Below are 25,029 nucleotides of genomic sequence, written 5' to 3'. Positions count from 1 at the left end.
TTCATTTTTGCTTAAAATAGATCCATTAGCTTTTCAAGTTCGTCCATGGTGAGATCCTCATCCCCCACATCACTAGGTGTGATCTGACTCTCATCCTGTGATAGACAATGTGAGATCAGTGCCTTCACATTCTTTTCTAAGAGTTCCTTGAACTGTTCGATCGTACGTTCTTCGAATTCAAGGTGATGATAGGAAATCGTCACATGGAGCATTGCTTGTTCTACGAAACCAACAATATCCAGCGCATGAGGTTTCTCAGATTCAGGGCTCAGCGATTGTCCTGCATGCCATGGAGAACGCCTCAATTCACCGCCGCCGATCTGTTCATCAAACTGACCAAGATAGTTAAAGCTGATATCTGGTGTGACTTGAAAATCGATATCGTCCTTCATCTTGTCAGGTGTTAAGTATTTTAAAACGCCATAGCCGATGCCCTTGTTCGGAATGTGTCTGAGTTCCTCTTTTAAATACTTGATCTGATAAGAAAGATCGTCTGCATGCGACATATCCAATAACACAGGATACATACTAGTAAACCATCCGATGGTCCGTGATACATTGACCGCAGGGAGGATGTCCTCTCTCCCGTGTCCTTCAAGATGAATAAAGTGCCTGTCTTCACCTGTCCACTCTTTCATGGACAACCCTAATGCCGTCAGCAAAATATCATTGATTTCTGTTTGATAGGCTTCATGTACATCCGTCAACAGACTGCGTGTTTCCTCTTCAGACAATGTAAAACGAATGGTATGTGTATGAAGCATTCGTTGATCCTCCGTGACATGATCCTTTTGAAGTGGAGGAACGGAATGCGCAAGCACCTTTTTCCAATAATCTCTTTCCGATAGCAGCTCATCTGACACAGCGTATTCAGTCAGCTTCTGGGCATATTCTTGGAAGGAGTGTGTTTTTTCAGGAAGGGTAAGAGTTTCCCCGCGCTTCGACTGTTCATAAAGAGCCATGAAATCTTCAAGGAAAATGCGCCATGACACACCATCAATGACAAGATGGTGTACAGCCAGCAATAAATGATCCCCTTGATCCGTTCGGAAAATGGCAGGTCTCACTAAAGGCCCGTCTGCTAGCGATATACTCGCCTGCACTTCATTTGCCAGCTTTTCTACCTGCTGGATTTGCTGTGACAGCTCTCCTTTTACTTCCACCACATCAATTGCCACATTATTTTCCTCGATTCCTCGATGACGCTGGATGACGCGCCCTTCTTCGAGCGGATACACCATTCGCAAGGCATCATGATGAATCATGAGCTGTTCCAGTACTTGCTGAACGTTTTTCTCATTTAAACCATTTGGCGCATGAAGCATCATCGATTGGTTCCAATGGTGCTGATTCGTAAAGTTTCGTTCAAAGAACCAGCGTTGAATCGGTGTTAAAATGACTTCTCCTTCGACAGGTGATTGGTCAGCTGTCATTTGATCAGCTTCCTCGATATATGGGCGCAGCTCCGCAATCGTTGGGTACTGGAATAAAAGTTTCATATCGAGCTTCCAGCCCGCTTGCGTGAGTCTGCTTGCCATTTGGATGCCTTTAATGGAATCTCCGCCAAGGAAGAAGAAGTGATCGTGAATGCCGACTCGGCTGACGCCAAGGACATCTTCCCAAATGCAACAAAGCAGTGTTTCCACTTCGTCTCTTGGTGTTTCGTATACCGTTTGATTCGCTTCGATATCAGGTGCTGGCAATGCTTTGAGATCGACTTTTCCATTGGCCGTCATTGGAAATTGGTCTAGTTTTATGATCCATGATGGCACCATGTATTCTGGTAACGTGCGTTTTAGACTTTCTTTTAAGTTCTCTGTATCTGTATCGTTCTTCGTGATTACGTAAGCGGCAAGGGCGTCGTGATCACCCGCATCTTTGACCGTTGTCACGACGGCTTCTTTGACCGAATCCAGCGTCAGGAGCTGCGCTTCAATTTCTGACAGTTCAATCCGGAAGCCGCGGATATTGACCTGATGGTCTATTCTGCCGAGATAGATCAGCTCGCCATCCTCTGTCCATTTCACTAAATCCCCTGTGCGGTACATGCGCTCGCCTGGATAAAATGGATCTGGGACAAATCGTTTGTCGGTTTCTTCCGGAAGATTCCAGTAGCCTCTTGCCAGTCCTTTTCCTGCAATGACGAGCTCACCGGGTACGCCTGGCGGCGACAGGTCGTATAAAGAACCCATGATGTAAAAACGTGTATTGGCAATCGCTGTTCCAATCGGAATCGTGCCTTGTTCTGGATCGATGACTCCGCTTGTCGCTACGACTGTATTTTCAGTCGGACCGTAGTTATTCACGAGTTTGTATGGAACAGGCTTTACCTGTTTCAGCTTATCTCCGCCTGTTAGTAAATAACGCAGAGAATGGTTGTCCATTGACATAAACTGCTCGCATAGCTGGGTCGGCAGGAAGGCAATGGTGATGCCTTTTTCATTGAAATAAGCATTGAGCTTGATCATATCGAGACGAATCGCTTCGTCGATAATGTGCAGCTCTGCGCCGGCGATCCACGTCGGGAACATCTCCCAAATGGAGGCGTCAAAGCCAAAGCCGGCATATTTCGCAGTTCGATCGTCTTTCGTCACTTGGAACGCATCATTGTGCCAGAATGCAAGATTCACAAGGGACTGGTGCTCAACCATGACACCCTTCGGCTGTCCCGTCGTCCCAGAGGTGTAAATCATATAAGCGAGATCCGTTGGTTTGATATGAACCTGAATCTCGTGAGCTTCTCCTTCTACCGCATCTTCTATGAACAACACATGACCTGTAAATGAAGATGGTGCAGTGAGTCCTTTTTGCATTAGAAGTACCTCTGCCCCGCAGTCTTCCAGCATGTAGGCAATACGCTGCGCTGGATAGTCTGCATCAATTGGAACAAATGCCGCACCTGCCTTGAGGACACCAAGGACAGCGGCTGTCATATCAAGAGATGGGCGGGTGAGAATGCCGACGCGGTCTCCTGATTTTGTGCCGTTTGCGATGAGTCTTGAAGCGACTACATTCGCCCGATGGTTCAGCTCATCATACGTCCAGCTCGTTCCGCAGAAGACCGCTGCTTTTTGGTGCGGTGCTTCAAGCGCCTTAGCCTTAATCAGGGCATGAACGGTTTGATTTGATGGGACGTCTAGGATAGGTCCTGACCATTCGTTCAGCTGTTTTTGCTGCTGCTGTGGTGACAATAATCGCATTTGATCTAACGATTGATCTGGTGCTGACACCATTTGTTCCAGCAAATGAAGGAAATATTCTTTCCACTTTTCAATTGACGTCTTTTGAAAGATAGAACAATTAAAATCAAACACGAGCTCAATTTGATCTGCGGTTTCGTTTCCAGTTAAGGTCAAATCAAATTTGGCGATCTTCTCTTCGAATGGCTGTGGAACAATGTGAAGCCCATCCATTGATAAATCACGAATATCCGCATTTTCCATTGAGAATACCACGTCAAAAATTGGATGGCGGCTTGTATCTCGAACCGTTTGCACCTGATCTACCAATTCTTCAAATGGGTACAGCTGATGCTCGTTTGCCTCTAACACAAGCTGATGCACATTTGACGCAAATTCAGCAGCTGTCTGATGTCCTGCTGGTCTTGTTCTAAGTGCCAGCGTGTTCACAAACATGCCGATCACAGATTGAATATCAGGATGGGTTCTGCCAACAACCGGAGAACCAACGATGATATCCTCTTGTCTTGAAAGCTTGCTTAAAAGAATACTGTAGCCAGCAAGCAGGACTGTATAGGTCGTACTGTTGAGCGCTCTAACGAGTTCGTCCAATTTCGCTTTAAGCGAACCTTCGATTGTAAATGAGACACGATCTCCTGCGAATGTTTGCACTTTTGGCCTTGGCAGGTCTTCCGGCAGTGCCAGTACAGGCAGTTCCCCTTCTAATTGATCCAGCCAGAATGCCTCTTCAGCTGCTTTTTGCGCAGCAGATGCCTCACTTTTTGACCAAACTGCATAATCCTTATATTGAACAGGTAATTCCTCTAGTTTGTCTCCCCGATACAAGGCTGATAGCTCCTCAATTAAAATGCCAACAGACGCACCATCTGAAATGATATGATGCATATCAATCAGTAAATAATGGACATTTACGGAAACGGAAACTAGCCCTATTCTGAGTAAAGGCGCTTTTTCTACATCAAATGGCCTGATAAAGTCATTCATTAATTCCTGTATGTCTCGGCCGTTCTGTTCAATTTTTTCAATGTCTATAGAGACATTTGTTTCAATACGTTGAACAGGTTCATTCTCAACAAAATCAAAGCTCGTTCGGAAAGCTTCATGACGTTGGACTAGCTGATCAATTGCCTTTTCAAATCGTTTTTCATCAAAGACGCCTTCTAGCTTTAAGGCAGCCGGCATATGATAGCTTTGCTCCGCATCAGTCATTTTCTCCAAAACAAACAGTCTTTTCTGAGCAGATGTCACTGGATAATAGGCCGCCTCTTTGGCAACTTCTACTCGCTTGATCTCCGTTTGATCCGCTTGATCAACTGCAAGGGCGAACGCTTCTAATGTTGGGGATTCAAATAAAGACTTCAAAGTGAGCTCCACCTGCATCTCTTCATACAGCCTGTTTAGCATTTTCATGCCGCGCAGCGAATGGCCTCCGCATTCAAAGAAATGATCATGCCTGCCGATTCGCGGCACTTCAAGAACTTCCTCCCAAATGTTCGCCAGCAGACGCTCTGTTTCTGTTTGAGGAGAGGTGTATTCATTTGCCCCCTGCTCACTGAGATCAGGTGCCGGCAGCGCCCGCCTATCGACCTTGCCATTATTCGTCAAAGGAAGCTCGTCTAATTGCATGAAAAATGCCGGCATCATATATACAGGCAGTTCACGTCCTGCTTGCTCGCGCAAATCAGTTAATGAGACAGATCCTTTTGCTGTGAAATACGCACATAACGTGTCATTCGGAGCAGCAATGACGACAGCTTCCTTCACCTGAGGATGCCGCAGCAGCTGGTGTTCAATTTCCCCAAGCTCGATACGCTGTCCGCGAATCTTCACTTGATGATCGATCCGTCCAATGAATTCAATATCTCCATTCGGCAGCCAGCGCGCAAGATCGCCCGTTTTATACATGGTTTCTTCAGGGCGGAAAGGATTGTTGACAAACTTTTCGTTTGTTAATACTGGCTGCTTATAATATCCTTTCACCAGTCCATCACCAGCGACACATAGCTCTCCCGCCACACCCGGCGGCTGAACATGTCCAAACTCATCTACAATATAAACAGCCGTTTGACTCACTGGCTTTCCGATTGGGATGGATAACGCCTGCTTCTCAATATGATTCACAGGATAATATGTGGTGAAAATTGTGCTCTCAGAAGGTCCGTACATATGAACAAGCTTGTCTTTCCCAACTGTCTCAAGTGCAGTCACTACATGAGGCACAGAAGCACGTTCTCCGCCAAACAGCACTTTTCTTACGTTTTTCAGGCTGTCTTTTTTCATATCGATGAGTAAGTGAAAAAGAGCTGTCGTGATCATTAAAATACTGACTTTTTCCTTCTCAATCGCTCCAGAAAGCTCATTCATGTTTAAAATATGATCCTTTGGCAGAACAATGAGTTTCGCTCCGTTTAATAATGCACCAAACACATCAAACATAAAGGCATCAAATACATAGTTTGAGAGGCTCATCACTGTGTCTTCAGGATGAATGGTGAGATAATTCGATTGCTTCACCGTTCTCAAAATGTTCCGGTGTGTCACCATATTTCCTTTAGGCTTACCGGTTGTACCTGATGTATAGGTCAAATTCGCCAAGTCCTCAGGTAAAATATGAGCATCTATAGGGCTGTCTGACTGCTGAGCAATCGCTTGATCTTCTGTTTCTATAATGGTTCCCTCAAATGCAGTGAGCACCGAGCAATGGCGCAGCACTTGATGTGTCAGTAAGAATTGTGCACCGCTGTCTGTTAAAAAGTGCTTCACGCGCTCATCAGGGAAATCGGGGTCAATTGGTACATAGACACCGCCAGCCTTAAGCACAGCCAAAACAGAGAGCACCATTTCATTGGAACGTTCAAAGAATAAGGCCGCTTTCATTCCTTTTTCAAAACCATTTTCACGCAAATAATGAGCCAGCTGATTCACTCGGTCATTCAGCTCTTGATAAGAAAGAACCACATCTTCACATTGCAATGCAGGCTGATGACCATGCTGCTGCACCTGTTTTTCAAACTGCGTCACAATGGTTTCTTCTGCTGGATAAGGCGAAGGTAACGGATTCCACCTATTTAACTGAGCTTCTGCTTCTTGTTCAGACAGTAATCGATAGGATTGAATAGCTTCCTGCGGCGCTTGAACCATCTGCTCCAGCAGATAAACATAATGTTTCATCATCTGCTCTGCCGTACTTCGTTTAAATAGCGCCGTACTGTAATCAAGTACAAAGGATAAACCTTGATCTGACTCCATCGCTTGCAGTGTTAAATCAAATTTCGCAATATGGAAATTGGTTTCTTCAACCTCGACCAGCATGTCTCCAATATGCTGGGCTGCTCCATGATCCGGCGCGAGTGTAAAGACGGTGTCAAACAATGGATGACGGCTAAAATCTCTTGGCACATTCAGCTTTTCAAGCAGCCGTTCAAATGGATATTGCTGATGCTCAAATGCCTGCATTGTCTTTTTCTTTACTTGCTCAATCAGCTGAGACATGGTTCCATTCGGATCTACCTCCGACCGCAAAGCAAGTGTCTGGACAAACATACCGATCATGTCATTCAAATCTGTATGCACACGCCCTGAAGCCGGTGTTCCGACCACGAATTCCTTTTGACCTGTATATTTGGCAAGCAATGTATAGTAAGCAGAAAGCAAGACTGTATACAGTGTCGTGTGATGGTTTGCTGCAAGCTCCTGTAATTGATTCTTTAACACTTCATCTATTTCTTTGATGACACGATCCCCTGCGAAAGACTGGACAGCTGGTCGCTGATAATCGGTCAGCAGCTGTAAAGCCGGAATATCGCCCGAAAATTCTTGCAGCCAAAATGCCTCTTCTTTTTGAAAGCCTTGGTGCTGCTGCCAAACAGCATAATCTTGATATTGAAGCTTCAATGGTGCTTTAACCAAGCCCTCGTAAGCATCTGACAGCTCACGCAGCATTAAATCGATCGAAAGACCATCTGAAATCAGATGATGCATATCGAAAAAGAGCAAATGCTCCTGATCATGCAATGACTGCAAACCAATTCGAAGAAGCGGCGCACACTCAAGATCAAAAGGTCTGACAAATTGCTGCATGTTTTCTTCCATCGTACCGCCTGTCAGCTGTTCTATTTGAAAGGACACTGATGATGCTATCCGCTGACGAGGAACACCTTTTATCGTATGAAAAGAAGTACGCAGCATATCATGACGTGTGATCAGTCTGTCAAAGGCTTCAGTCAGCTTCTCAAGCTGCAGAGTTCCTTTTAACCTCACAACAGCAGGCATATGATATGCAGTGCTTTGCTCCAATTGACTCACCATGTAGACGCGCTGCTGTGGAGGCGACAATGGATAATGATCAGCAGCCGGCGCTTTTGGTATCACCGTTTCAGAAGACTTTTCTGCCTGCTCAATATAAGCAGCCAAAGCAGCAATCGTCTGCTGTTCAAATAAAACGGACAGCGGCACCTCCACTTGCAAGTCTCGCTGAACCTGTGTAAGTACGGTCATCGCTTTGAGCGAATGCCCGCCTCGATCGAAGAAAGAATCATATACACCGATCTTCTCTTGATCAAGAATGTCTTCCCACAAATGAACAAGCTTCGTTTCTATATCGTTTCTAGGTGCCGTATAAACAGCATGAACCGCTCTATCACCTTTTAACGCAGCAAGTGCACGACGGTCGACTTTGCCGCTGACTGTGAGTGGAAAAGCATCGAGTTCTTTGAAATAAAGCGGCATCATGTAAGCTGGAAGCTGATGTTTGATAGCCGCTTGCAGCATGTCAACAGACACACCTTTTTGACGAGCTTGATAGTAAGCACTTAACGCCTTTTCCCCATCCGCTTCATCAACCACTAGCACGACAGCTTTATCAACTCCATCTACCTGCTCCATTACCGCTTCAATCTCGCCTGTTTCTATGCGGTAACCCCTTATTTTCACTTGATCGTCCATTCTGCCAAGATAATCAACCGTGCCATCTGGAAGCCATCTGACTAGATCCCCTGTTCGATACATCCGCTCATGCGGAGAAAACGGGTCTGCCGTGAATACCTTCTCCGTCAATTCAGGCTGATTCACATAGCCTCGCCCAACACCTATACCGGCAATGCACAGTTCTCCAGCAGCCCCATGCAGCTGTAATTGATCATGTTCATTTAAAATATAAACACGATGATGACCAAGCGGTTTTCCAATCGACACATAGCGCTGTTCAGTTGGTTCACTCAACTCACTGAGATCTAGACGATGCACCGCCGCATCCACACACGTCTCAGTTGGACCATACACATTCCACAGAGTAAAATCAGGCTGACTCATACGAACTGCTTCGATGAGTGAACGTGCTGCTTTCGCAGGCAGCGCTTCTCCCCCAATCAGCATGTGCGTCAATGACATCCCGTCCAAATCCGCAGCAAGTAAAAGCTGTACATGCGCCGGTGTTCCATCTGCCGCTTCAATTTGATTTTTTCTGTAATAAGCCGCTAGCTGCATGCCATTTCTCGTCGTTTCTCGCGGGATGATATGAAGCGTATGTCCAAATAAAAGGGCAGCAAAGATTTGTTTGACTGATGCATCGAAATGGAATGGGGCTAGAAGCGCCATTTGTAGCTCATTCGCCCCTTGATAAATCTCATGATGCAAAGCATGGACCAAATGATGAAGCTGAAGATGCTCAATCATGACGCCCTTCGGCTTTCCAGTCGTACCCGATGTATAAATCATGTAGGCTAAATCATCCGGCGCCGTCTGTTCTACGAGCTCAGGCAGCTGTCCACCATCTAATAATATTTGCTGCTGCACGATTAATTTTTCCGAGAGGGCTGGGTACTCTTGAATGAAAGATTCATCTGTTAACACAATAGAAGCACCTGAATCCTCCACAATAAATTGAATGCGCTCCTCAGGTAATGCCGGATCAATTGGTACATATGCCCCGCCAGCCTTTAGTATGCCGAAGACTGCTACCATGGCATCTGTCTTCCGCTCCATCAAAACAGCAACAGGCACATCACGTGAGATACCTTTCATTTGTAAAAAACGAGCCAGCTTTTCTGCCTGTTGTTGCAGCTCTCCATAAGTAATTGTTCCATTTTCTGCTACAACGGCTGTCCGGTCTGCATATTTGTGGGCTGTCTCATCAAACATGTGATGAACCGGTTTTGCTGCTGGCCTTTCAAACGATTCTCCTTCAGATAATTGCAGCAGCTCCTTTTGTTCACCTGCTGAAAGTAAAGGCAGTGTCCCGATCAGCTGATCAGGCTGAGAGACGGCCGCTTCTAGTAATATCAAGAATCGATCAAACATCTTACTCATTTCTTCTTCTGTGAATACATCTGTACGGTAATCCAAATCAATGGTCAATGTATCAGTATCCCAGCGGTCTTTCACATGTATTGAAATATCATTCATTCCGCTCCCGCTAAAAATCGGTTCAGTAATGAACGACAGATTCTCTTTTTTCTGCCACTGCATCACCTGATACTCTAAAGAAATATCAAAAAGGCGTCCTGTAAACCCTTCTCTTTCCCGCAAATCATTCATGAGCAGATTGTAAGGGTACTTTTGGTGACGTAAGATCTTCATTTGATCCGCCATGACCTGCTTTACGAAATCAAGAAACGATTGCGACCCTTGAACAGATGCACGCATTGGAATCGTGGATACAAACATCCCAATCATCTTTTTTTCTTTGGCATTCGTCCGGTTGCCCATAAAGGTTCCAAGAACGACATCTTCCATACCGCTAAAACGATGTAAGTAAATATAGACAGTGGACATAAACATTGAAAGCATGCTGACTTTCTGCTCTTCACAAAAGACACGAAGCTTCTCTTTTAAAGAATCTGGAACATCCCCTGAAAATCGCTCCGCATGTAAACTCATCTCGTATCCCTTATGCGGTTTTAACGATGCGAAGTCTGGAATATGAGCAAATTGCTCATTCCAAAAAGCTTGGTCTTTTTGAAAACGTTTAGAAGATTCATAGGTCTGCTCACTCATGATGTGATCAACGAAGGAAATCTCCTCAACTGGCGAGATGTCTACTCCTTGCAGCATGTCATGATATAAGTCAATAATGCGATTTCCCATTAAAATGATGGAAATACCATCCGCGACAATATGATGTGCTTTACAGAACAGCCAGCACTCTTGATCACTGATTTGAAACACCGTAAATTCAATCAAGGGGCTGTCAATCAATGGCATTGGCTCACGAATCTGCTCGTTTGCCCAAGCCCTTACCTCCTCTACACTCCAGCCCTTTTCCATGCGAATCGGCTGTTTTTCATAAGGTTTGATATATTGAACAGGCTCCTCCTCTTCATCTCGATACACGAGCCTCAGACGAAGAGAGTCAGTTTGTCGAATGTACGCTTGAAGCACATCGACGACCAAAGAAGGATCGAGACCAGATGCTGATCTCAACCTGGCGAATCCACCCAAATTAGAAATACTTGTACCTGGATAAAATCTTTCCGTGTAGAATACTCGCTTTTGCGCATGTGTTAAGGGGTAATAAACTGTATTCATTCTCATCCTCCGCCTCTTCTATGTTTTCTCCACCAATTTCACCCTGCACCCTCTATATCAAAAGAACCAAGTCTATTTCATTAAAATAGACGGTTTAACAGAAAAGGAGCCCACCCCGAATAAAACGGAGGGACTCCCATTTTCATTCGGTAGCCTGCCGACCTTAGCAAAAAAAGAATCATTTACCTTAGGACATGGCTTTGCGTCTCTATGTTTCCATAGATTTGCCTTTTTCTTCTTTTCTTTTAGATATTTTCTATTTACGTCCACTTTATATGAAAATATTGTTTTTTTCACCGAAAAATGGGTGTAAAGATTCATGCGTTATACCGAAGGGATCCTGTGAGAATTGACGATATTTACCGAAAATAACTAATAATAGTTGCGTTCAACCGAAAATAATCGACTAAATACCGCAAAAATTTCATATTTTCCCTTAAATTTTGAAAATATGACCGAAAATGTAGGATAGAGGTCTCCTTGCGTTCCCCGCAAATTCTTAAATCTTAAGAACTATATTCCCTAAAAAAATGAATTTTTTTTACTGTAAAAACAACAAAAAAAGAGCTGTCATTTCAAATGACAACTCCTTGTTTCTTCATTATATTTACATCACCTTAGACAGACCAATCGTTTTCTCAATAATGAGCAGCGCAATGATAGAAATGATAATAAATATGACAGATATCGCATTGACACTCGGATCAAAGGTCTGCTCAATGTAATTAAAGGTCCTGACGGGGATTGTAATGGTTTGAGGAGAGGAAACGAACAAACTGATCGATATTTCCCCAAATGACGTCACAGCTGAAAACACCCCGCCTGCAATGATTCCCGGCTTAATCAAAGGCAATGTGACTCGAAAAAACGTGCGAATGGGTCCTGCGCCAAGATTCATTGAAGCCAGCTCAAGCCGCGGATCTAAATTCGAAACACTCACGCCTACCGTTCGAACCACATAGGGAAAACCAATGATGACGTGACCAATGACGAGCGCCCACAAAGACCCTGTAAAGCCCATAGCCGTAAACAAGTAAAGCATCGCAATCCCTAACACCACCTGAGGAATCATGAGAGGTGACAGAATGAAAGCTTGGACAGCCTCCTTTCCCTTAAAGGAAAGCCTTGCTAAAGCATACGAAGCCATTGTCCCTAAAAGAACCGTGAGAGGCGTCACGATGAACAGCAGAATCACACTGATCCGAAGAGATTCCATCCATTCTGGATTTGACACGACCTCATGAAACCAGCGAACAGAGAACGAAGTCGGTGGAAATTCAGGAAAGGCATTTGGACTAAAAGCAGATAGGACGATCACAAGAACAGGTATGGTTAAAAAAAGATAAACCAATGACCCAGCAGTCCAAATCAGGATGGAAAGCAAGCGGTCACCTATTGACTTTTTACGCATGCATCCTCGCCTCCCAACGCTTCAATAAATAGCTTAATAGACTGACTACCACAAGCACACAAACCAATAATGTAAAGGACATAGCTGCAGCAAGAGGCAGATTATACACCTGCATGACCTGCTGATAAATTGACAGCGGCAGCAGCGGCTGCATCCGTCCGCCGACTAACAGCGGGGTGATATAACTTCCTGCTGCCAGTGAGAAGACGATGATCGCGCCAGTCACCATGCCTGGGATGGTCAGTGGTAAGGTGACATGAAAAAAGGTTCGAATCCGGCCAGCTCCAAGACTCATAGAAGCCGGTCTTAAGTGACGATCCATATCGGTTAAGCTTGTTGCGATCGGCAGTACTGCAAATGGCAGCATAACTTGGACATAGGCAATAATGACCGCATTCATATTCCACAGCATCGAGAGCGGCTTCTCAATTACATGTAAATCTAGTAACATGCCATTGATCAGACCATTTTGCGAAAGAAGAACAATCCATGCAAATGTCCGAATCACAACACTTGTCAAAAGCGGCGACACAAGTAGGATATAGAAAAATGCCCGCAGACGCGGATTAGGTGCTTTGACGAGCACGTATGCTGCGGGGTATGCCATCAATAAACAAATCACCGTTGTCTGCAAAGCCACCCACACAGTACTTCCAATCGCCTTTACATATGCATCTGTCGTGAACACATGAATATATTGAGAAAAGCTATACGTTTGTAATGTATTCATCATCGAATCGACATCGCGAAAACTGAGAACGAGCATCATCACCAGAGGAGCAAGTAAAAATACAACAAGAAACAAACAGGCTGGCAGCAGCATAAACCAATGAAATCGTTGATTCTTTTTCTTGATTCGCATCACGTATGCACCTTCGAATCTAAGAAAACGATATCTTCAGGCTGCCAATAGATATGGACGGTTTCTCCAACTTTAGGCAGCTCGGGAAATGCCGCATCAGAAGCATGGACAATGATTTCACCATGATCAAGTCCCACAACCAAACGTAATGAATGCCCAATATAACTCACATCTGACAGCACGCCTGATACATGGTTCGGCTTTACTTCCTCCCGCTCAGAAGAGATGCTGATTCTTTCAGGACGCAGCATAAGCAGTTGCTTCTCCCTCTTCTCTTGATGTTCCGCAGCCTGCAGCTGAAGATGCTGACCGTTTGAATGGGTTACATGCGGAACTGTAAATGCCGCATCAGCTTCATTGTACACAGCCTCAAAGATGTTCACCTGTCCGATGAATTCAGCTACAAATCGATTGTTTGGCTGGCGGTACACCTCTAAAGGCGTCCCAATCTGCTGAATTCTTCCCTCTCCTAAAATTCCAACCCGATCAGAAAGACTTAAGGCTTCCTCTTGATCATGTGTCACAAGAATGGTTGTAATCCCGACATTCCTTTGAATATTTCGCAGCTCTGTCTGCATGTTTTTTCTTAGTTTGGCATCTAGGTTGCTGAGCGGTTCATCAAGAAGGAGAACAGATGGCTGAATCGCCAGCGCTCTTGCAATCGCTACCCGCTGCTGTTGACCACCGCTTAATTGGTGGGGCATCCGTTTCGCAAATGCCTCTAATTGAACAAGAGACAAGCTTTCCATCACCTTCTCTTTGATTTCCGCCTTCTTTTTCTTTTGAACCTTTAGCCCGTACGCCACATTATCAAATACAGTCAGATGCGGAAAAAGTGCATAGCTTTGAAAGACCATACCTGTTTTTCTTTGGTAAGGCGGCAAAGCTGTCACATCCTGATCACCAATATAGACGACACCTTTTGTTGGTTCTAAAAAACCGCCAATGATGTTTAATAACGTTGATTTTCCGCAGCCGCTAGGACCAAGAAGGGAGAAAAACTCTCCCTCATTCACCGTAAGACTGACATCGTTGAGAGCAATTTGCTCACCGAAGTGCTGACTGATGTGTTCTAAATGAATTCCACTCATGCGATCACCTATTTTCCTCCGCCTAATACTTCGTTCCATCGATTTGTCCAATTGCCAAGCTCAGAGGTCGCTGTTTCATAATCTACCCAAGTCAGCTTGCTGTAATAATTTTCTCCAACTTTCACTTTCCCCTTAATCTTGTCATTGTATTTCACATCAGAATTCGACATGCCATAATAAGATTTTTCCGAAAAAGCTTCCTGAGCTTCTTTTCCGCTCAAGTAGTTTAATAGTTTGTATGCCGCTTCTTCGTGCTGATTTCCCTTCGTTAAAGCCCAGCTCGCAACAGCTGCAACAGCGCCTTCCTTCGGATATGAGAAACCAATATCCATTCCTTCTTCTTCAAGTGCAAATACTCGCCCGTCCCAATATGGAACAGCCGAGACATCCCCACGTTCTAACAAAGTTTGAATCGATCCTGGGTTATCTGGAAAAGCAGCTACATGACCTTTTAACTGCGCGAGACTTTTAAATGCTTTATCAATATCCTTAGGATTTGATTCTGTCCCCCCTTGCGCATGAACAAGTGCAGAGAAAAATTGCAAACCGGCTGAATAAGTCGGAGATGAAATGGCTACCTTCCCTTTCAGCTGACTGCTCCATAGGTCAGTCCAGCTGTTTGGTTCCTGCTTGACGAGGTCTTTTCTATAAGCAATTCCAAGCTGCCCCATACTAAAGCCTGCTGCATATTGTTTTCCATTCACAGTAAGCTTCTTTTGGACAGAACGGTAAAGTTTTTTGACGTTCGTCGCTTGATCTTCATCGATAGGCGCAAGAACGTTTGCTGCGATACCTCTTTGAATCGTATCGGGCTGTAAGATTAGTAAGTCATATGGTGGATTTTTTCCATTTGACGCTTTTAATTTTGTAAACCATTCAGAATCCGCCCCAGAGACGGTTTGCACTTTAATTCCTGTATCTTTTTCAAACTTTTCGAGGATTGGTTTGATATTCTTTTCCCAATCGCCTCCATATACGCCAACAATCACAGTCTGCTGCTGTTTGCCTTGATCCTTTCCATTTCCACCACAAGCGGCCAGCAGTACAACGATTGATAGGATACCTGCAAAAATAGCAATTAATCTTCTATTCATGATTTATTTCCCCCTTTTTGTCCATTCAATTGACAAAGTGCTTGAGTAATATCTTCCTTTGTTAACGGCTCATTTCTATGACTGAAATGTTGATGAACTGCATGTTTATAGTGCGTACGTTCGTTAGCCGGATAGGAACGAAGCTGAACGGCCAGCTCACTGCTGGCTTCGTCCGTCCATACTTTCTCATAAGCTGCTCTTTGTTCTCCGAAATCCCACACGTCAGTAGATGCAGAAACATCAACCTTTTCTCGCACCCTGCTCGTCTGCTCCTCATCAATCTTCCATTTATTTTGGTCTAAATATACTTTCACACCATATTGCTGCAGCGCTCTCTCTTCACTTAATAGACCTGCTTCCACTTCCTGAAGGACTTTTTCTTTCTTTCGGGCAAATGGATTCCCCCAGCCGCCTCCACTTGGTGAAATCAATTGAACGATATCGCCTTTTTCAAGTCGCAGAACATCTATTTTGGGCTGGTCTTGTTTCTCACCATTAGCCGTGGTCAGCTTGACCTCACCAACCGATCCTGCTCGGCCGCCCATTAATCCCCAAGGCTGAAACTTCATCCGTTCCATTCCTCGTGCTGTCACCATTGATTCAGGCTTCATCATTTCAAATTTTAAACCAATCGCATGTCCGCCTCGATTTTCACCAGCTCCACCTGTATTCGGCAGAAGTTCATATCGGTGAACATGAATATCAATATGCTGTTCCAAACTCTCAATTGGGGTATTCTTCAAAAAGCCTGACGAATGATCAATACCGTCCACTCCATCAGTACCATTTTGAGCACCGCCGCCTCCGCCTAATGGTTCGACAACGGACATTTTCCTGCCACCCGTTTGATCATCAGGTACTGAGAGAACCACAATGGCAGATTGACCTGCACCTGCTGCCGGCACCGCTTCAGGTAACAGCTTACCAATGGCGCCTAGCACGACATTGTACAGCCTCATCGTAATCGAATGACGAATCCCGACAGAAGCCGGGTATTCTGGATGCACCAGCGTTCCTTTAGGAGAGATCACGTCAATTGGATACGTTATTCCACCATTAATCGGTATAAAAGGATCCTTACTAATGATGTAATTAATCAATCCTTGATAAAGAAAGGAATGCTTCTGACCATTGGTAACGAGGTTAAAGGCTGTTTTCACTTGCGGGTCACACTCAGAAAAATCGAGCGTCAGCCGTTTCCCTTTGATCGTTAGCTTGATTTTCAACCGAATAGGGACGTCTGAGATCATATCATCATCTAAATAATCAGCAAATTCACTCGTTCCATCCGGTATAGCTTCAATGACCTTTCCAGCACGATCCTCAGCTTGCTTCAGCAAGTCTATCATTCCTTGTTTCACTTCGTATTTTCCAAATTTCTCAATCATTTCTTTTAACCGAATATCTGCTGTATTAACTGCTGCAATCATCGCATTAATATCACCATCATTTAGATGACTAGCGCGGCTGTTCGCTCTTAAAAAGGTACGTACGACTTGATTCTCTTTCCCGCCTTCATAAATTTTCACTGGCGGAATTCTTAATCCTTCTTGATGAACATCCGTTGCTGTCGGTGAAATACTCGAAGGCACAAGCCCACCCACATCACTGACATGAACAAAAGACCAAGCATAGCTTACGATTTCACCATCTACAAAAATCGGCTTAATGATATGGACATCTGGAAGGTGAGTCGCCAAACCGTCTGTCGTATAAGGATCATTAGTGATGATAATGTCTCCTGGCTGCATCGGCCCGCTTTCTTCAATCGCTTTTTTTAGACTCAGCCCTAAAAAGATCGTCACACCTACTGTCTTCGGATAAACAAAGAAATCTCCAGATGGCGTGGCTAATGCTGTCGCAAAGTCAGCAGATTCTTTGACGAAGGTCGTAAATGACGTCCGTTCAATGACATGCCCCATACCTGATGCAATCGCATTAAAATAACTGCGCATCATCTCAAGCTTTGCTGGGTCAGTTCTCATGTAAAGCCGCCTCCTTTGAAATCACTAAGTTACCTGATGGATCAATGCTGCCTGCCCAGTTTGGCAAAATTAATGTTGTTGTATCATCCTGCTCAATAACGGCAGGCCCATTTACAATAGAACCTACTGACAGAGTATCCCGGTTATAAACCGATGCTTCGTATTCTTTTTCTTCAATAAAAATTCGTCTATATTCATATGGTTTCAAAGACTGTCCGCTGCTTTCATCAACAGGTGAAAAAGGCAGCGGAGGCGTCTCGCCTATGACTCGAACGCGTAAATGAGTAAATTCGATTTTTGCCTGATCATCCCTATGACCATATTGACGCTGATGCAATTTGTGAAAGGCTTCAATGAGTTGGTGTATATTTTGTTCCTGCTTTAGCCAATCAATCGATAATGGCAGTTCAATCTCAAATGCCTGTCCCTGATAACGTGCGTCTGCTAATAATAGAATGGATGTCTGATTGATATGCTGAATGTTTTGCTGGCTGACCCAATCAGTCGCTTTTCGCGACAGCTTCTCATAATCTTGTTTTAGTTGGTTGATCGAATAGTCTTGTAAGCATATTTTCTTCGACAGCACCGCATCATGAATAAAGTCAGCAGTCAGAGCACCTAACGCACATAATGTACCCGGACTTGGAGGAACAACCACATTTTTCGCATGAATTTCTCTCGCAAGGAAATTCGCCACAACCGGCCCTGCTCCGCCAAACGCCAGCAAACTAAAATCTCTAGGGTCAAACCCTTGCTGCTCCATCACATTGCTTAATTCTGTGTACATATTGGCTACGGCTACTTGAATGAGCTGGTCAGCCGCTTCTTCAACCGTTTTGTTGAGCTGATCAGCAATTGGCTGAAAAGCCTTTTTCGCCGCAGACAACTGTAATTGTAAATGTCCTCCGGCAAAACGTTCTTGATTGAGGTAACCGCATATGAGAAACGCATCAGTTAAAGCTGCTTTTTCTCCCTTTCCATACGAAGCTGGTCCCGGGTTTGAGCCAACTGATTCTGGCCCCGCTTTTAGAAGTCCGCCCTGATCAATCCATGCTACCGAACCTCCTCCTGCTCCTATTGAATACATCGCAACAGATGGAAGAATAATTGGGAAGCCTGAAAGCTGATTCGATTGCGCCATTGTAGGCTGTCCATTTTGAATAATCGAGATATCTGCACTCGTCCCCCCAACATCAAAAGTGATCAGGTTGGGTTCAATAGATGATGCTGCAATTCTAGCCGCACCGATGACACCGGCTGCCGGACCAGAAAAGAGAGTCTTCACAGGCGAGGTTGCCGCACTTTCTGCATCCATTAAACCACCATTTGATTGTGTAATGTATGGAGAAATTGGTACACCTTCTTCCTTCAAACGACTTTTCAGTGTTTGCAAATACTGTTTCACCTTTGGTTGAATGTACAAATTAACAACAGACATCACTGTACGCTCGTATTCCCTCATTTGAGGCCATAATTCAGATGAGGTAAGGACTTCTAACTGTGGATAATGATGATTGATATAGGCTTTTGCCTGTAATTCATGAACTGGGTTTTGATAACTATGTAAAAAAGAAATGACGATACCTGCTAGCTTTTTAGATATAGCATGCTGGACTGCATCATCTAACTGCTGCAGATGGAGAGGTTTTTTGATCGTACCATCGTGTATCAACCTTTCAGAGATTGGATATACATGCTTCCGTGGTATCAATGGTTCTGGCAAACGAGAATTGAAGTCATAAGGAATGGGTAGTCGTAAACGTTGAAGTGACAATATATCTTGAAATCCTTCTGTCACAAAAAGGGCTAAACCTGCTCCTTTTCGCTGCAATAATGTATTAAGACCAATTGTCATTCCGTGAACGAGGTATTGAATGTTGGATAAATCAACACCTCTTTTTTTTAGAAGATTTAACCCATTGATAATTCCTTGGGCTGGGTCATCAGTCACTGTGGGTGTCTTGAGTTCAGTCAGCTCCCCTGTTGCTTCATTTATCAACGATAAATCAGTAAATGTTCCGCCTATGTCTATTCCGAGCCGGTATGAGACATCCGCCATTTGTACTTCCCTCCTACAATGTAATTAGAATCATATTTTGATAAATTACGACATTTTTTGATATTTGACTCCATATTATTAAAGCAGATCGGTCTAGTCAATTTTATTTTTTTGAAATTTCTGTGTGTTAAATTCTTGAAATTAGCTCAAAAAGCAGTGATAAAGCCATTTTGAATGAGCATATTCGTTTTATGATCTACAAAATTAAAATTTTTATGAATTTCTACAAAAATGAAAAGCATGAAATCTTGTAAAATCTGTTTTTTGAATTTTAAAAGGCGTTTTTTCAAAACCAGGGGAAATTGGTAAGTAATTCTGCTATACTTCTGTTTACAAAATACGCAAACAAGAAAGAGAGCCAGCACCTATGAAACTTCTTAAAATGATTCTCTTGCTTTTATTGATTGTTATTGGTGTAGCAACAGGCTATATCCAGCTGGAGCAAGGGAAACAAGAGACAGCGAATTCATCTTATGACAAAACGATTCATTTTCCATCAGACCGCTATCCCGAAACAGCCAAGCACATAGAAGAAGCCATTGATGAAGGTCATTCGTCTATTTGTACAATTGACCGTAAAAATAGTGATGAGCAGAGGGATCGATCATTACATGGCGTTCCAACAAAGCGCGGGTATGATCGTGACGAATGGCCAATGGCGATGTGCAAAGAAGGAGGCACAGGAGCTTCTGTCAAATATGTACACCCTTCTGATAATAGAGGCGCAGGCTCGTGGGTAAGTCATCAATTATCGGATGATCCAGACGGCACAAGAATCCAATTTATCATCGATTAGCAGCCTTTCCCTTTTCTATATTAAAAAAATTTTCACATGACTGCATGCAGGTATTTTAAACACTTTTTTCATGCCGATAATCCTTAAGGAGGGATACCCTACCTTATACCTAAAGGAGTTAAAAAGCATGAAGAAAAAGGGAAAACTGAGGCTCGGTGCCAAAATTTTGCTGATCTTTTTAAGTGTCCTCATCATCTTTTCCGCAGTTGTTGGTTATGTGGTGAATCGCGAGATGACAGAAAACATCAAGCAAATGGCAACTGAAAAAGCAAAAGGTGATTTAAAACTAGGCTACGCCTACCTGAATGAAAAAGTAGAAGGCTCGTGGCAGATTAAAGAGGATAAGCTATTCAAAGGAAATACGCAAATCAATGATCATGACACATTGGTTGACCAATTAGCCGAATATACCGGTGATACCATCACGATTTTTCAAGGAAATACCCGCGTTGCTACGAATGTCATGTTAAACGGGAAACGAGCTGTAGGTACAGAAGTCTCTCCTGAAGTGAAGACCACTGTTTTAGATAAAGGAGAAAACTATTACGGCACAGCAAATGTTGCCGGGAAAGACTATCAAACGGCTTATATGCCGATCAAAAATGAAGCAGGCGAAACAATTGGTATTTTTTATACTGGCGCCAACCAAAGCATGATTTCACAAATGCTTCAGTCATTCTATATACAATTTGTCATCGTCCTTTTGTTAAGTCTGATCGTTTCGGTCATCATTATTTCTATTTTCACTAAGCGGATTCAGGCACGTCTCAAGCATATGGCTTCTGCCATTAAGAGTGCAGGCGAAGGTGATTTAACCATCAATGTGACGGATACTGCTGGTGATGAATTGTCTGATCTGGCTGGCCATTTCAATAAGATGCGTGAAAAACTAAATCAAACCATTCTAAATGTCATGAACACGTCTGAATTAGTGGCCACATCCTCTGAGCAGCTGTCAGCTAGCGCAGAAGAAACGAGTGCAGCATCAGAAAAAATCACCTACACGATTCAAGAAGTGGCACAATCTTCAGAAGAACAGTCCGCTCAAATGACAGCTAGTGAGCACAAAATGATTCAAGTATCAAACGAGCTGGCAAACATCACTGAAAATGCAGGACAAATGGCTTCAAGAAGTCACTCCGCACAAGAAGTGGCCCAAAAAGGTGTACACAATATCGGTGAAGTTCATTCACAAATGACGTCTATTGCCAAATCAATTGAAGAAAATGGTACAGCGATTCAAGCATTGGAAACACGTTCAGCTGAAATCGATCATATTTCCAAAGTCATTACAGATATCGCCAGCCAGACAAACCTGCTAGCTCTTAATGCAGCAATTGAAGCAGCACGGGCAGGTGAGCACGGAAAAGGATTTGCTGTTGTCGCAGACGAAGTGAGAAAGCTCGCAGAAGAATCTCAAGCATCATCAAACATGATTTCCCATCTCATTTCTGAAATACAAAAAGAGATGACTCATTCGACGAATGCCATCAAACGAGTAAGAGAGGAAGCGGCTCAAGGGGCTGTCCTTATCTCTCATACAGAGGAATCATTTCATGATATCCAGCAGTCGATGAGAGAAATGGCGAATGGCATTAAACATTTATCAAGTGCATCACAAAAAATCGCAGCTTATACAAACGATGCGAAACAGTCTTTTGCGTCTATTACAGAAGGCGTGAAACGAACGAGTGAACATTCACAGCAAGTAGCCGGTTTAACAGAAGAACAATTTGCTGCAATGGAAGAAGTAACAGCTTCATCAGAAGCGCTTGCCCATTTAGCAGGAGATTTAAAAGCAATGGTCTCGCAATTTCACATCTAGATCCCACACCAAATAGCGCAAGACGGCGACAATCGTCTTGCTGCCTAACTTTCTCCTCAAGAATCACTCTTTCAACCATTCACGTTCCAACAAAAATTCTTAAATAAAGGAGTTTTTTATATGAATCACTTAAATCAAGCCTATTCCCTATCTATCTCCTACCACCAAATCACGGTATACACCGGAAGCGAAACACCACCTGTTATTGATTGGACAGATGAGGACATTCTTCAAGGATTTGCAACAGGAGATCAAGGAGTTTCCTTTGAAGGAATCAATAATGGAAAGGCGTCTATTATTGTGACATTAAATAGCGATGAGCCCCAAGTCTCGGTTGATAGAGCTATAACAGTTCCCTTTACGCTTACAAATGATCAAGTTTATATCACAAGCGTCATGGCCCATGTGCTGTCTTTCTCCATTCCAAAAGGAAACTATCAGCTTACCTGCTACACCTCACAGCAGCCTGATCAAGACGTTTATTATGTAAATTTCCAAACAGTGTAGATTACGACTGATCGTATAGATCAAGCCACTTTTCCGCATAGTCTACCGATTCTCTCATGGGCAGTAAATATGAACTGGCAAGTCCAACTTGATTGTGCTGATGGATGCCTCCTGATTGCAGAAAATCACGGCCAATCTGTTCAAATAGTTCTTCTCTTGTGATGATATCTTGGTACTCTTTCCATACCCTCCATCCATTCTCTAAAATAGGGGCTCCTCTTGTCATGAGGTCCTGCTGAGGAATTCGGTATTCAGCTAGATGAAAAGCTGTCATGCTCTCAAATGATGCACCAAGCAGCAGCACTTGAGCATGAAGATCATACATGCGGCCAAGAGGCGAATGCTCTCCTAATCCAAAGGAAAGCGCATGGTGTTTCAGAATTTCATGTTTTCTTTTCCCCCAGGCTGTGAATGAAAAATTGGGATGATTGCTTCTCGCCACACCTGGGTATTTCCAAAATGTTTCTGCCACCTTTCCCATTGCTGATGGCGTCGTGTAAGCTGGGTCAAATGCAGGCATTGTTTCTTTGATCGATTTCCACCATGAGTAAGGAACAGGCGGATCGATCCAATCGGCGGGATCAGAAAGCTCTAACGTTTGTGCCGGCATAATCAGTGTCCCCTCTTCTGTTAAGGTTTCCATCAATGCTTGTATGACGGCTACAGCGCCTCCGTTTACCCAGCCGATTGATGATAAAGATGAGTGAACACATAAAATCATGCCCTTTTTCACACCAAGTTGAACCAAGTCTGCTTTGATTCTTTCCTTTGTCATCGGCCCAGCTTGATTTTCGATTAATTTTTGCATCGTTCCTTTTCCTCCTGCGTCTCTTCTATTACTGATGAATGAGACGTTTAACCGCAATAGACAGTTTGTAATTTGCGTAATTCGTCAGCTCCGTTAAAAACTGATCAAGTTCATCATGACTGGAGAAATGTCCTTCAGCCATATAACAGCCTTCACCACTTATTTTGTACAAATTCTTGATTTCTTCCCTTTTATAAAGAAACGACAGAAGTGGTTCATGATGATGATTACGGGTATACAGCTGCAAAAAGGTTTGAATCGTCTTTTGTGTCTGCCAATCAATTGAAATGGTATATGCTTCAATCACGCCTTCTTCTTCTAGCTTTAACACCCGATTTGCAACAGCTTGGCCGGTTAAATGAACTTTTTCACCTAGAGCTTTCATCGTTAATCGGCTGTTCTTTGATAGTTCTTTTAAAATATTCATATCTGTTTGGTCTAGCATTGGCTCACCTCTTTCAAAAATCAAGCCCTTCCGATGAAAGACTTTCATGATCCTCTGTCACATAGAACTCTTTTAATATACTGTAAACTTAATGAGAAAAAAAGGAGGCCTTTTTATGAAAATTACACTCATTCGCAATGCTACTTTATACCTTCACTATGGTCATTCAACTTTTTTAATCGATCCCTTTTTAGCAGCAAAAGGAACATATCCACCGTTCCCTCATACAGCCAATCAACATTTGAACAATCCTATTGTGGAGCTTCCTGTAAATATAGATTTAGACAGTCTGTTACACCCAGATGCTGTCTTACTCACTCATTTACATGTGGACCACTTTGACGACGAGGCCAAAAGAAAATTAGCTCAAGATGGGCCAATTTATACTCAATCGGAGAAGGATCGAAAAGAAGTTGAAGAAGCTGGATTTCAGCATGTCACATGCATTGAAGATGAAATGGACATTTGCGGCGTTCATATTAAACGTACAGGCGGACAGCATGGGACGGGAGAAACGGCGAAGCGGATGGGTCAGGTGAGCGGTTTTGTTTTCTCTCACCCTGATGAACCTACCCTTTATATTGCAGGTGATACCGTTTGGTGTGATGAACCGAAAGAGGTTGTGAATACATGCAAGCCAGACGTCATTGTGGTCAATAGCGGGGCTGCTCAATTTTTAGAAGGCGATCCGATTACAATGACCAAGGAAGAGATTCTAGACATTCACCGTTCTCAGCCAAAAGCTCAAATTGTCGCCTGTCATCTTGAAGCTGTGAATCATTGCTTGTTAACAAGAGCTGCTTTAGAGGCTTACATTCAAGAGCATCATGCAGATCAAGCCATTTCTGTCCCTCAAGATGGGGAAAGTCTCACCTTCTGATCAACAATAAAAAACCGGCACTTCGCTGCCGGTTTCATCATTATCATGGGCGATGGTGCTGTGGTTTTTTCAGCAATGGAACAAATCCGTTCTTTTTCAAATGAGTGTAATGCTCATCCATTCGTTTCGTGATGTGTGTGCCTTGTTCCTTTGTTAACACGCCGTACTGTACATATTTCTCAATGACTTCTTTTCGCTTAGAAAGAATTTGCTGCTCAAGGATTTCAATTTGTTTTTGTTGTTCTGCTGTTAATTTCACTTGATGTGTCACCGGGCGCTTTTCCATTTGAGGTGTTTCTCCATGAGCCGTTTCTATATGAAAACCAAATAACAGCATCATCGACAAGATGATCAAACTACTTATTTTTTTCATCATTGTTGTTCCCTCCTTTATTCGCCTTTATTTTGCGCTCACTTTCCTTTTTTATACATTATATCAACACGCAAATTGCTTATAATATTCTTACTTTTTCACTTTTCTTCTGAAAACGTTGTCCTTACAGAAAAAGCGTGCTATGTTTTGTTTTGTATAAAAAATAGAG

At 43.5% G+C, this 25,029-nt stretch carries 14 protein-coding genes and 1 riboswitch; of the genes, 4 read left to right on the top strand and 10 right to left on the bottom strand.

All coding sequences use genetic code 11. The features are described 5' to 3' along the window. Positions 1–11: 11 nt before the first annotated feature. The 7 genes from MHB66_RS01985 to MHB66_RS01955 all read right to left on the bottom strand — a co-directional run bounded on the left by MHB66_RS01985 (position 12) and on the right by MHB66_RS01955 (position 19,226). Positions 12–10,724, bottom strand: coding sequence for a non-ribosomal peptide synthetase (locus MHB66_RS01985; RefSeq protein WP_251180355.1), 10,713 nt, complete (start codon positions 10,722–10,724; stop codon positions 12–14). 145 nt (positions 10,725–10,869) lie between these two features. Further along, a riboswitch (cyclic di-GMP riboswitch) is annotated at positions 10,870–10,963 on the bottom strand. Between the two features lie 368 nt (positions 10,964–11,331). Further along, entirely contained in the window at positions 11,332–12,135 is an 804-nt protein-coding gene (locus tag MHB66_RS01980; RefSeq protein ID WP_024424298.1) for an ABC transporter permease, read from the bottom strand. Next, positions 12,128–12,997, bottom strand: coding sequence for an ABC transporter permease (locus MHB66_RS01975; RefSeq protein ID WP_046313825.1), 870 nt, complete (start codon positions 12,995–12,997; stop codon positions 12,128–12,130). Before MHB66_RS01975 ends, MHB66_RS01980 begins: the two co-directional genes overlap by 8 nt. Next, the gene (locus tag MHB66_RS01970) at positions 12,997–14,088 is read right to left on the bottom strand and encodes an ABC transporter ATP-binding protein (protein WP_220554160.1); all 1,092 of its coding nucleotides are present in this window, start codon (positions 14,086–14,088) and stop codon (positions 12,997–12,999) included. Before MHB66_RS01970 ends, MHB66_RS01975 begins: the two co-directional genes overlap by 1 nt. 8 nt (positions 14,089–14,096) lie before the next feature. Continuing rightward, on the bottom strand, positions 14,097–15,182 hold the full coding sequence (locus tag MHB66_RS01965; RefSeq protein ID WP_046313820.1) for an ABC transporter substrate-binding protein: 1,086 nt from the start codon (positions 15,180–15,182) through the stop codon (positions 14,097–14,099). Beyond that, on the bottom strand, positions 15,179–17,167 hold the full coding sequence (locus MHB66_RS01960; RefSeq protein ID WP_046313819.1) for a hydantoinase B/oxoprolinase family protein: 1,989 nt from the start codon (positions 17,165–17,167) through the stop codon (positions 15,179–15,181). Before MHB66_RS01960 ends, MHB66_RS01965 begins: the two co-directional genes overlap by 4 nt. Continuing rightward, entirely contained in the window at positions 17,157–19,226 is a 2,070-nt protein-coding gene (locus tag MHB66_RS01955; protein WP_046313816.1) for a hydantoinase/oxoprolinase family protein, read from the bottom strand. Before MHB66_RS01955 ends, MHB66_RS01960 begins: the two co-directional genes overlap by 11 nt. 367 nt (positions 19,227–19,593) lie before the next feature. On the opposite strand from MHB66_RS01955, the gene MHB66_RS01950 reads away from it, so the two are divergent. From MHB66_RS01950 to MHB66_RS01940, 3 genes are all read left to right on the top strand, one after another. Next, the gene (locus MHB66_RS01950) at positions 19,594–20,022 is read left to right on the top strand and encodes a NucA/NucB deoxyribonuclease domain-containing protein (RefSeq protein WP_046313814.1); all 429 of its coding nucleotides are present in this window, start codon (positions 19,594–19,596) and stop codon (positions 20,020–20,022) included. A 127-nt stretch (positions 20,023–20,149) separates the two neighbouring features. Next, positions 20,150–21,847, top strand: coding sequence for a methyl-accepting chemotaxis protein (locus MHB66_RS01945; protein ID WP_046313811.1), 1,698 nt, complete (start codon positions 20,150–20,152; stop codon positions 21,845–21,847). Positions 21,848–21,967: 120 nt separating this feature from the next. After that, complete coding sequence (locus MHB66_RS01940) at positions 21,968–22,354, top strand: competence protein ComJ (RefSeq protein WP_046313809.1); 387 nt, start codon at positions 21,968–21,970, stop codon at positions 22,352–22,354. 1 nt (position 22,355) lies between these two features. Here MHB66_RS01940 and MHB66_RS01935 read toward each other — a convergent pair whose 3' ends face one another. Both MHB66_RS01935 and MHB66_RS01930 read right to left on the bottom strand, forming a co-directional pair. Continuing rightward, positions 22,356–23,162, bottom strand: coding sequence for an AAC(3) family N-acetyltransferase (locus tag MHB66_RS01935; RefSeq protein WP_046313806.1), 807 nt, complete (start codon positions 23,160–23,162; stop codon positions 22,356–22,358). A 28-nt stretch (positions 23,163–23,190) separates the two neighbouring features. After that, positions 23,191–23,607 (bottom strand): Lrp/AsnC family transcriptional regulator, encoded by a 417-nt coding sequence (locus MHB66_RS01930; protein ID WP_180951418.1) that lies wholly within the window; start codon positions 23,605–23,607, stop codon positions 23,191–23,193. Positions 23,608–23,722: 115 nt separating this feature from the next. Between MHB66_RS01930 and MHB66_RS01925 the strand changes: the two genes are divergently transcribed. After that, positions 23,723–24,487 (top strand): MBL fold metallo-hydrolase, encoded by a 765-nt coding sequence (locus MHB66_RS01925; RefSeq protein WP_046313804.1) that lies wholly within the window; start codon positions 23,723–23,725, stop codon positions 24,485–24,487. A 43-nt stretch (positions 24,488–24,530) separates the two neighbouring features. Here MHB66_RS01925 and MHB66_RS01920 read toward each other — a convergent pair whose 3' ends face one another. Then, positions 24,531–24,860, bottom strand: a complete 330-nt coding sequence (locus tag MHB66_RS01920) for a YckD family protein (RefSeq protein ID WP_024424311.1) — start codon at positions 24,858–24,860, stop codon at positions 24,531–24,533. Positions 24,861–25,029: the final 169 nt, after the last annotated feature.

The organism is Bacillus sp. FSL L8-0167, from assembly GCF_038630295.1.
Taxonomy (GTDB): domain Bacteria; phylum Bacillota; class Bacilli; order Bacillales; family Bacillaceae; genus Bacillus; species Bacillus safensis.
The sequence above is the reverse complement of the archived record's forward strand: the minus strand, read 5'-3'. Positions and strand labels throughout refer to the sequence as shown.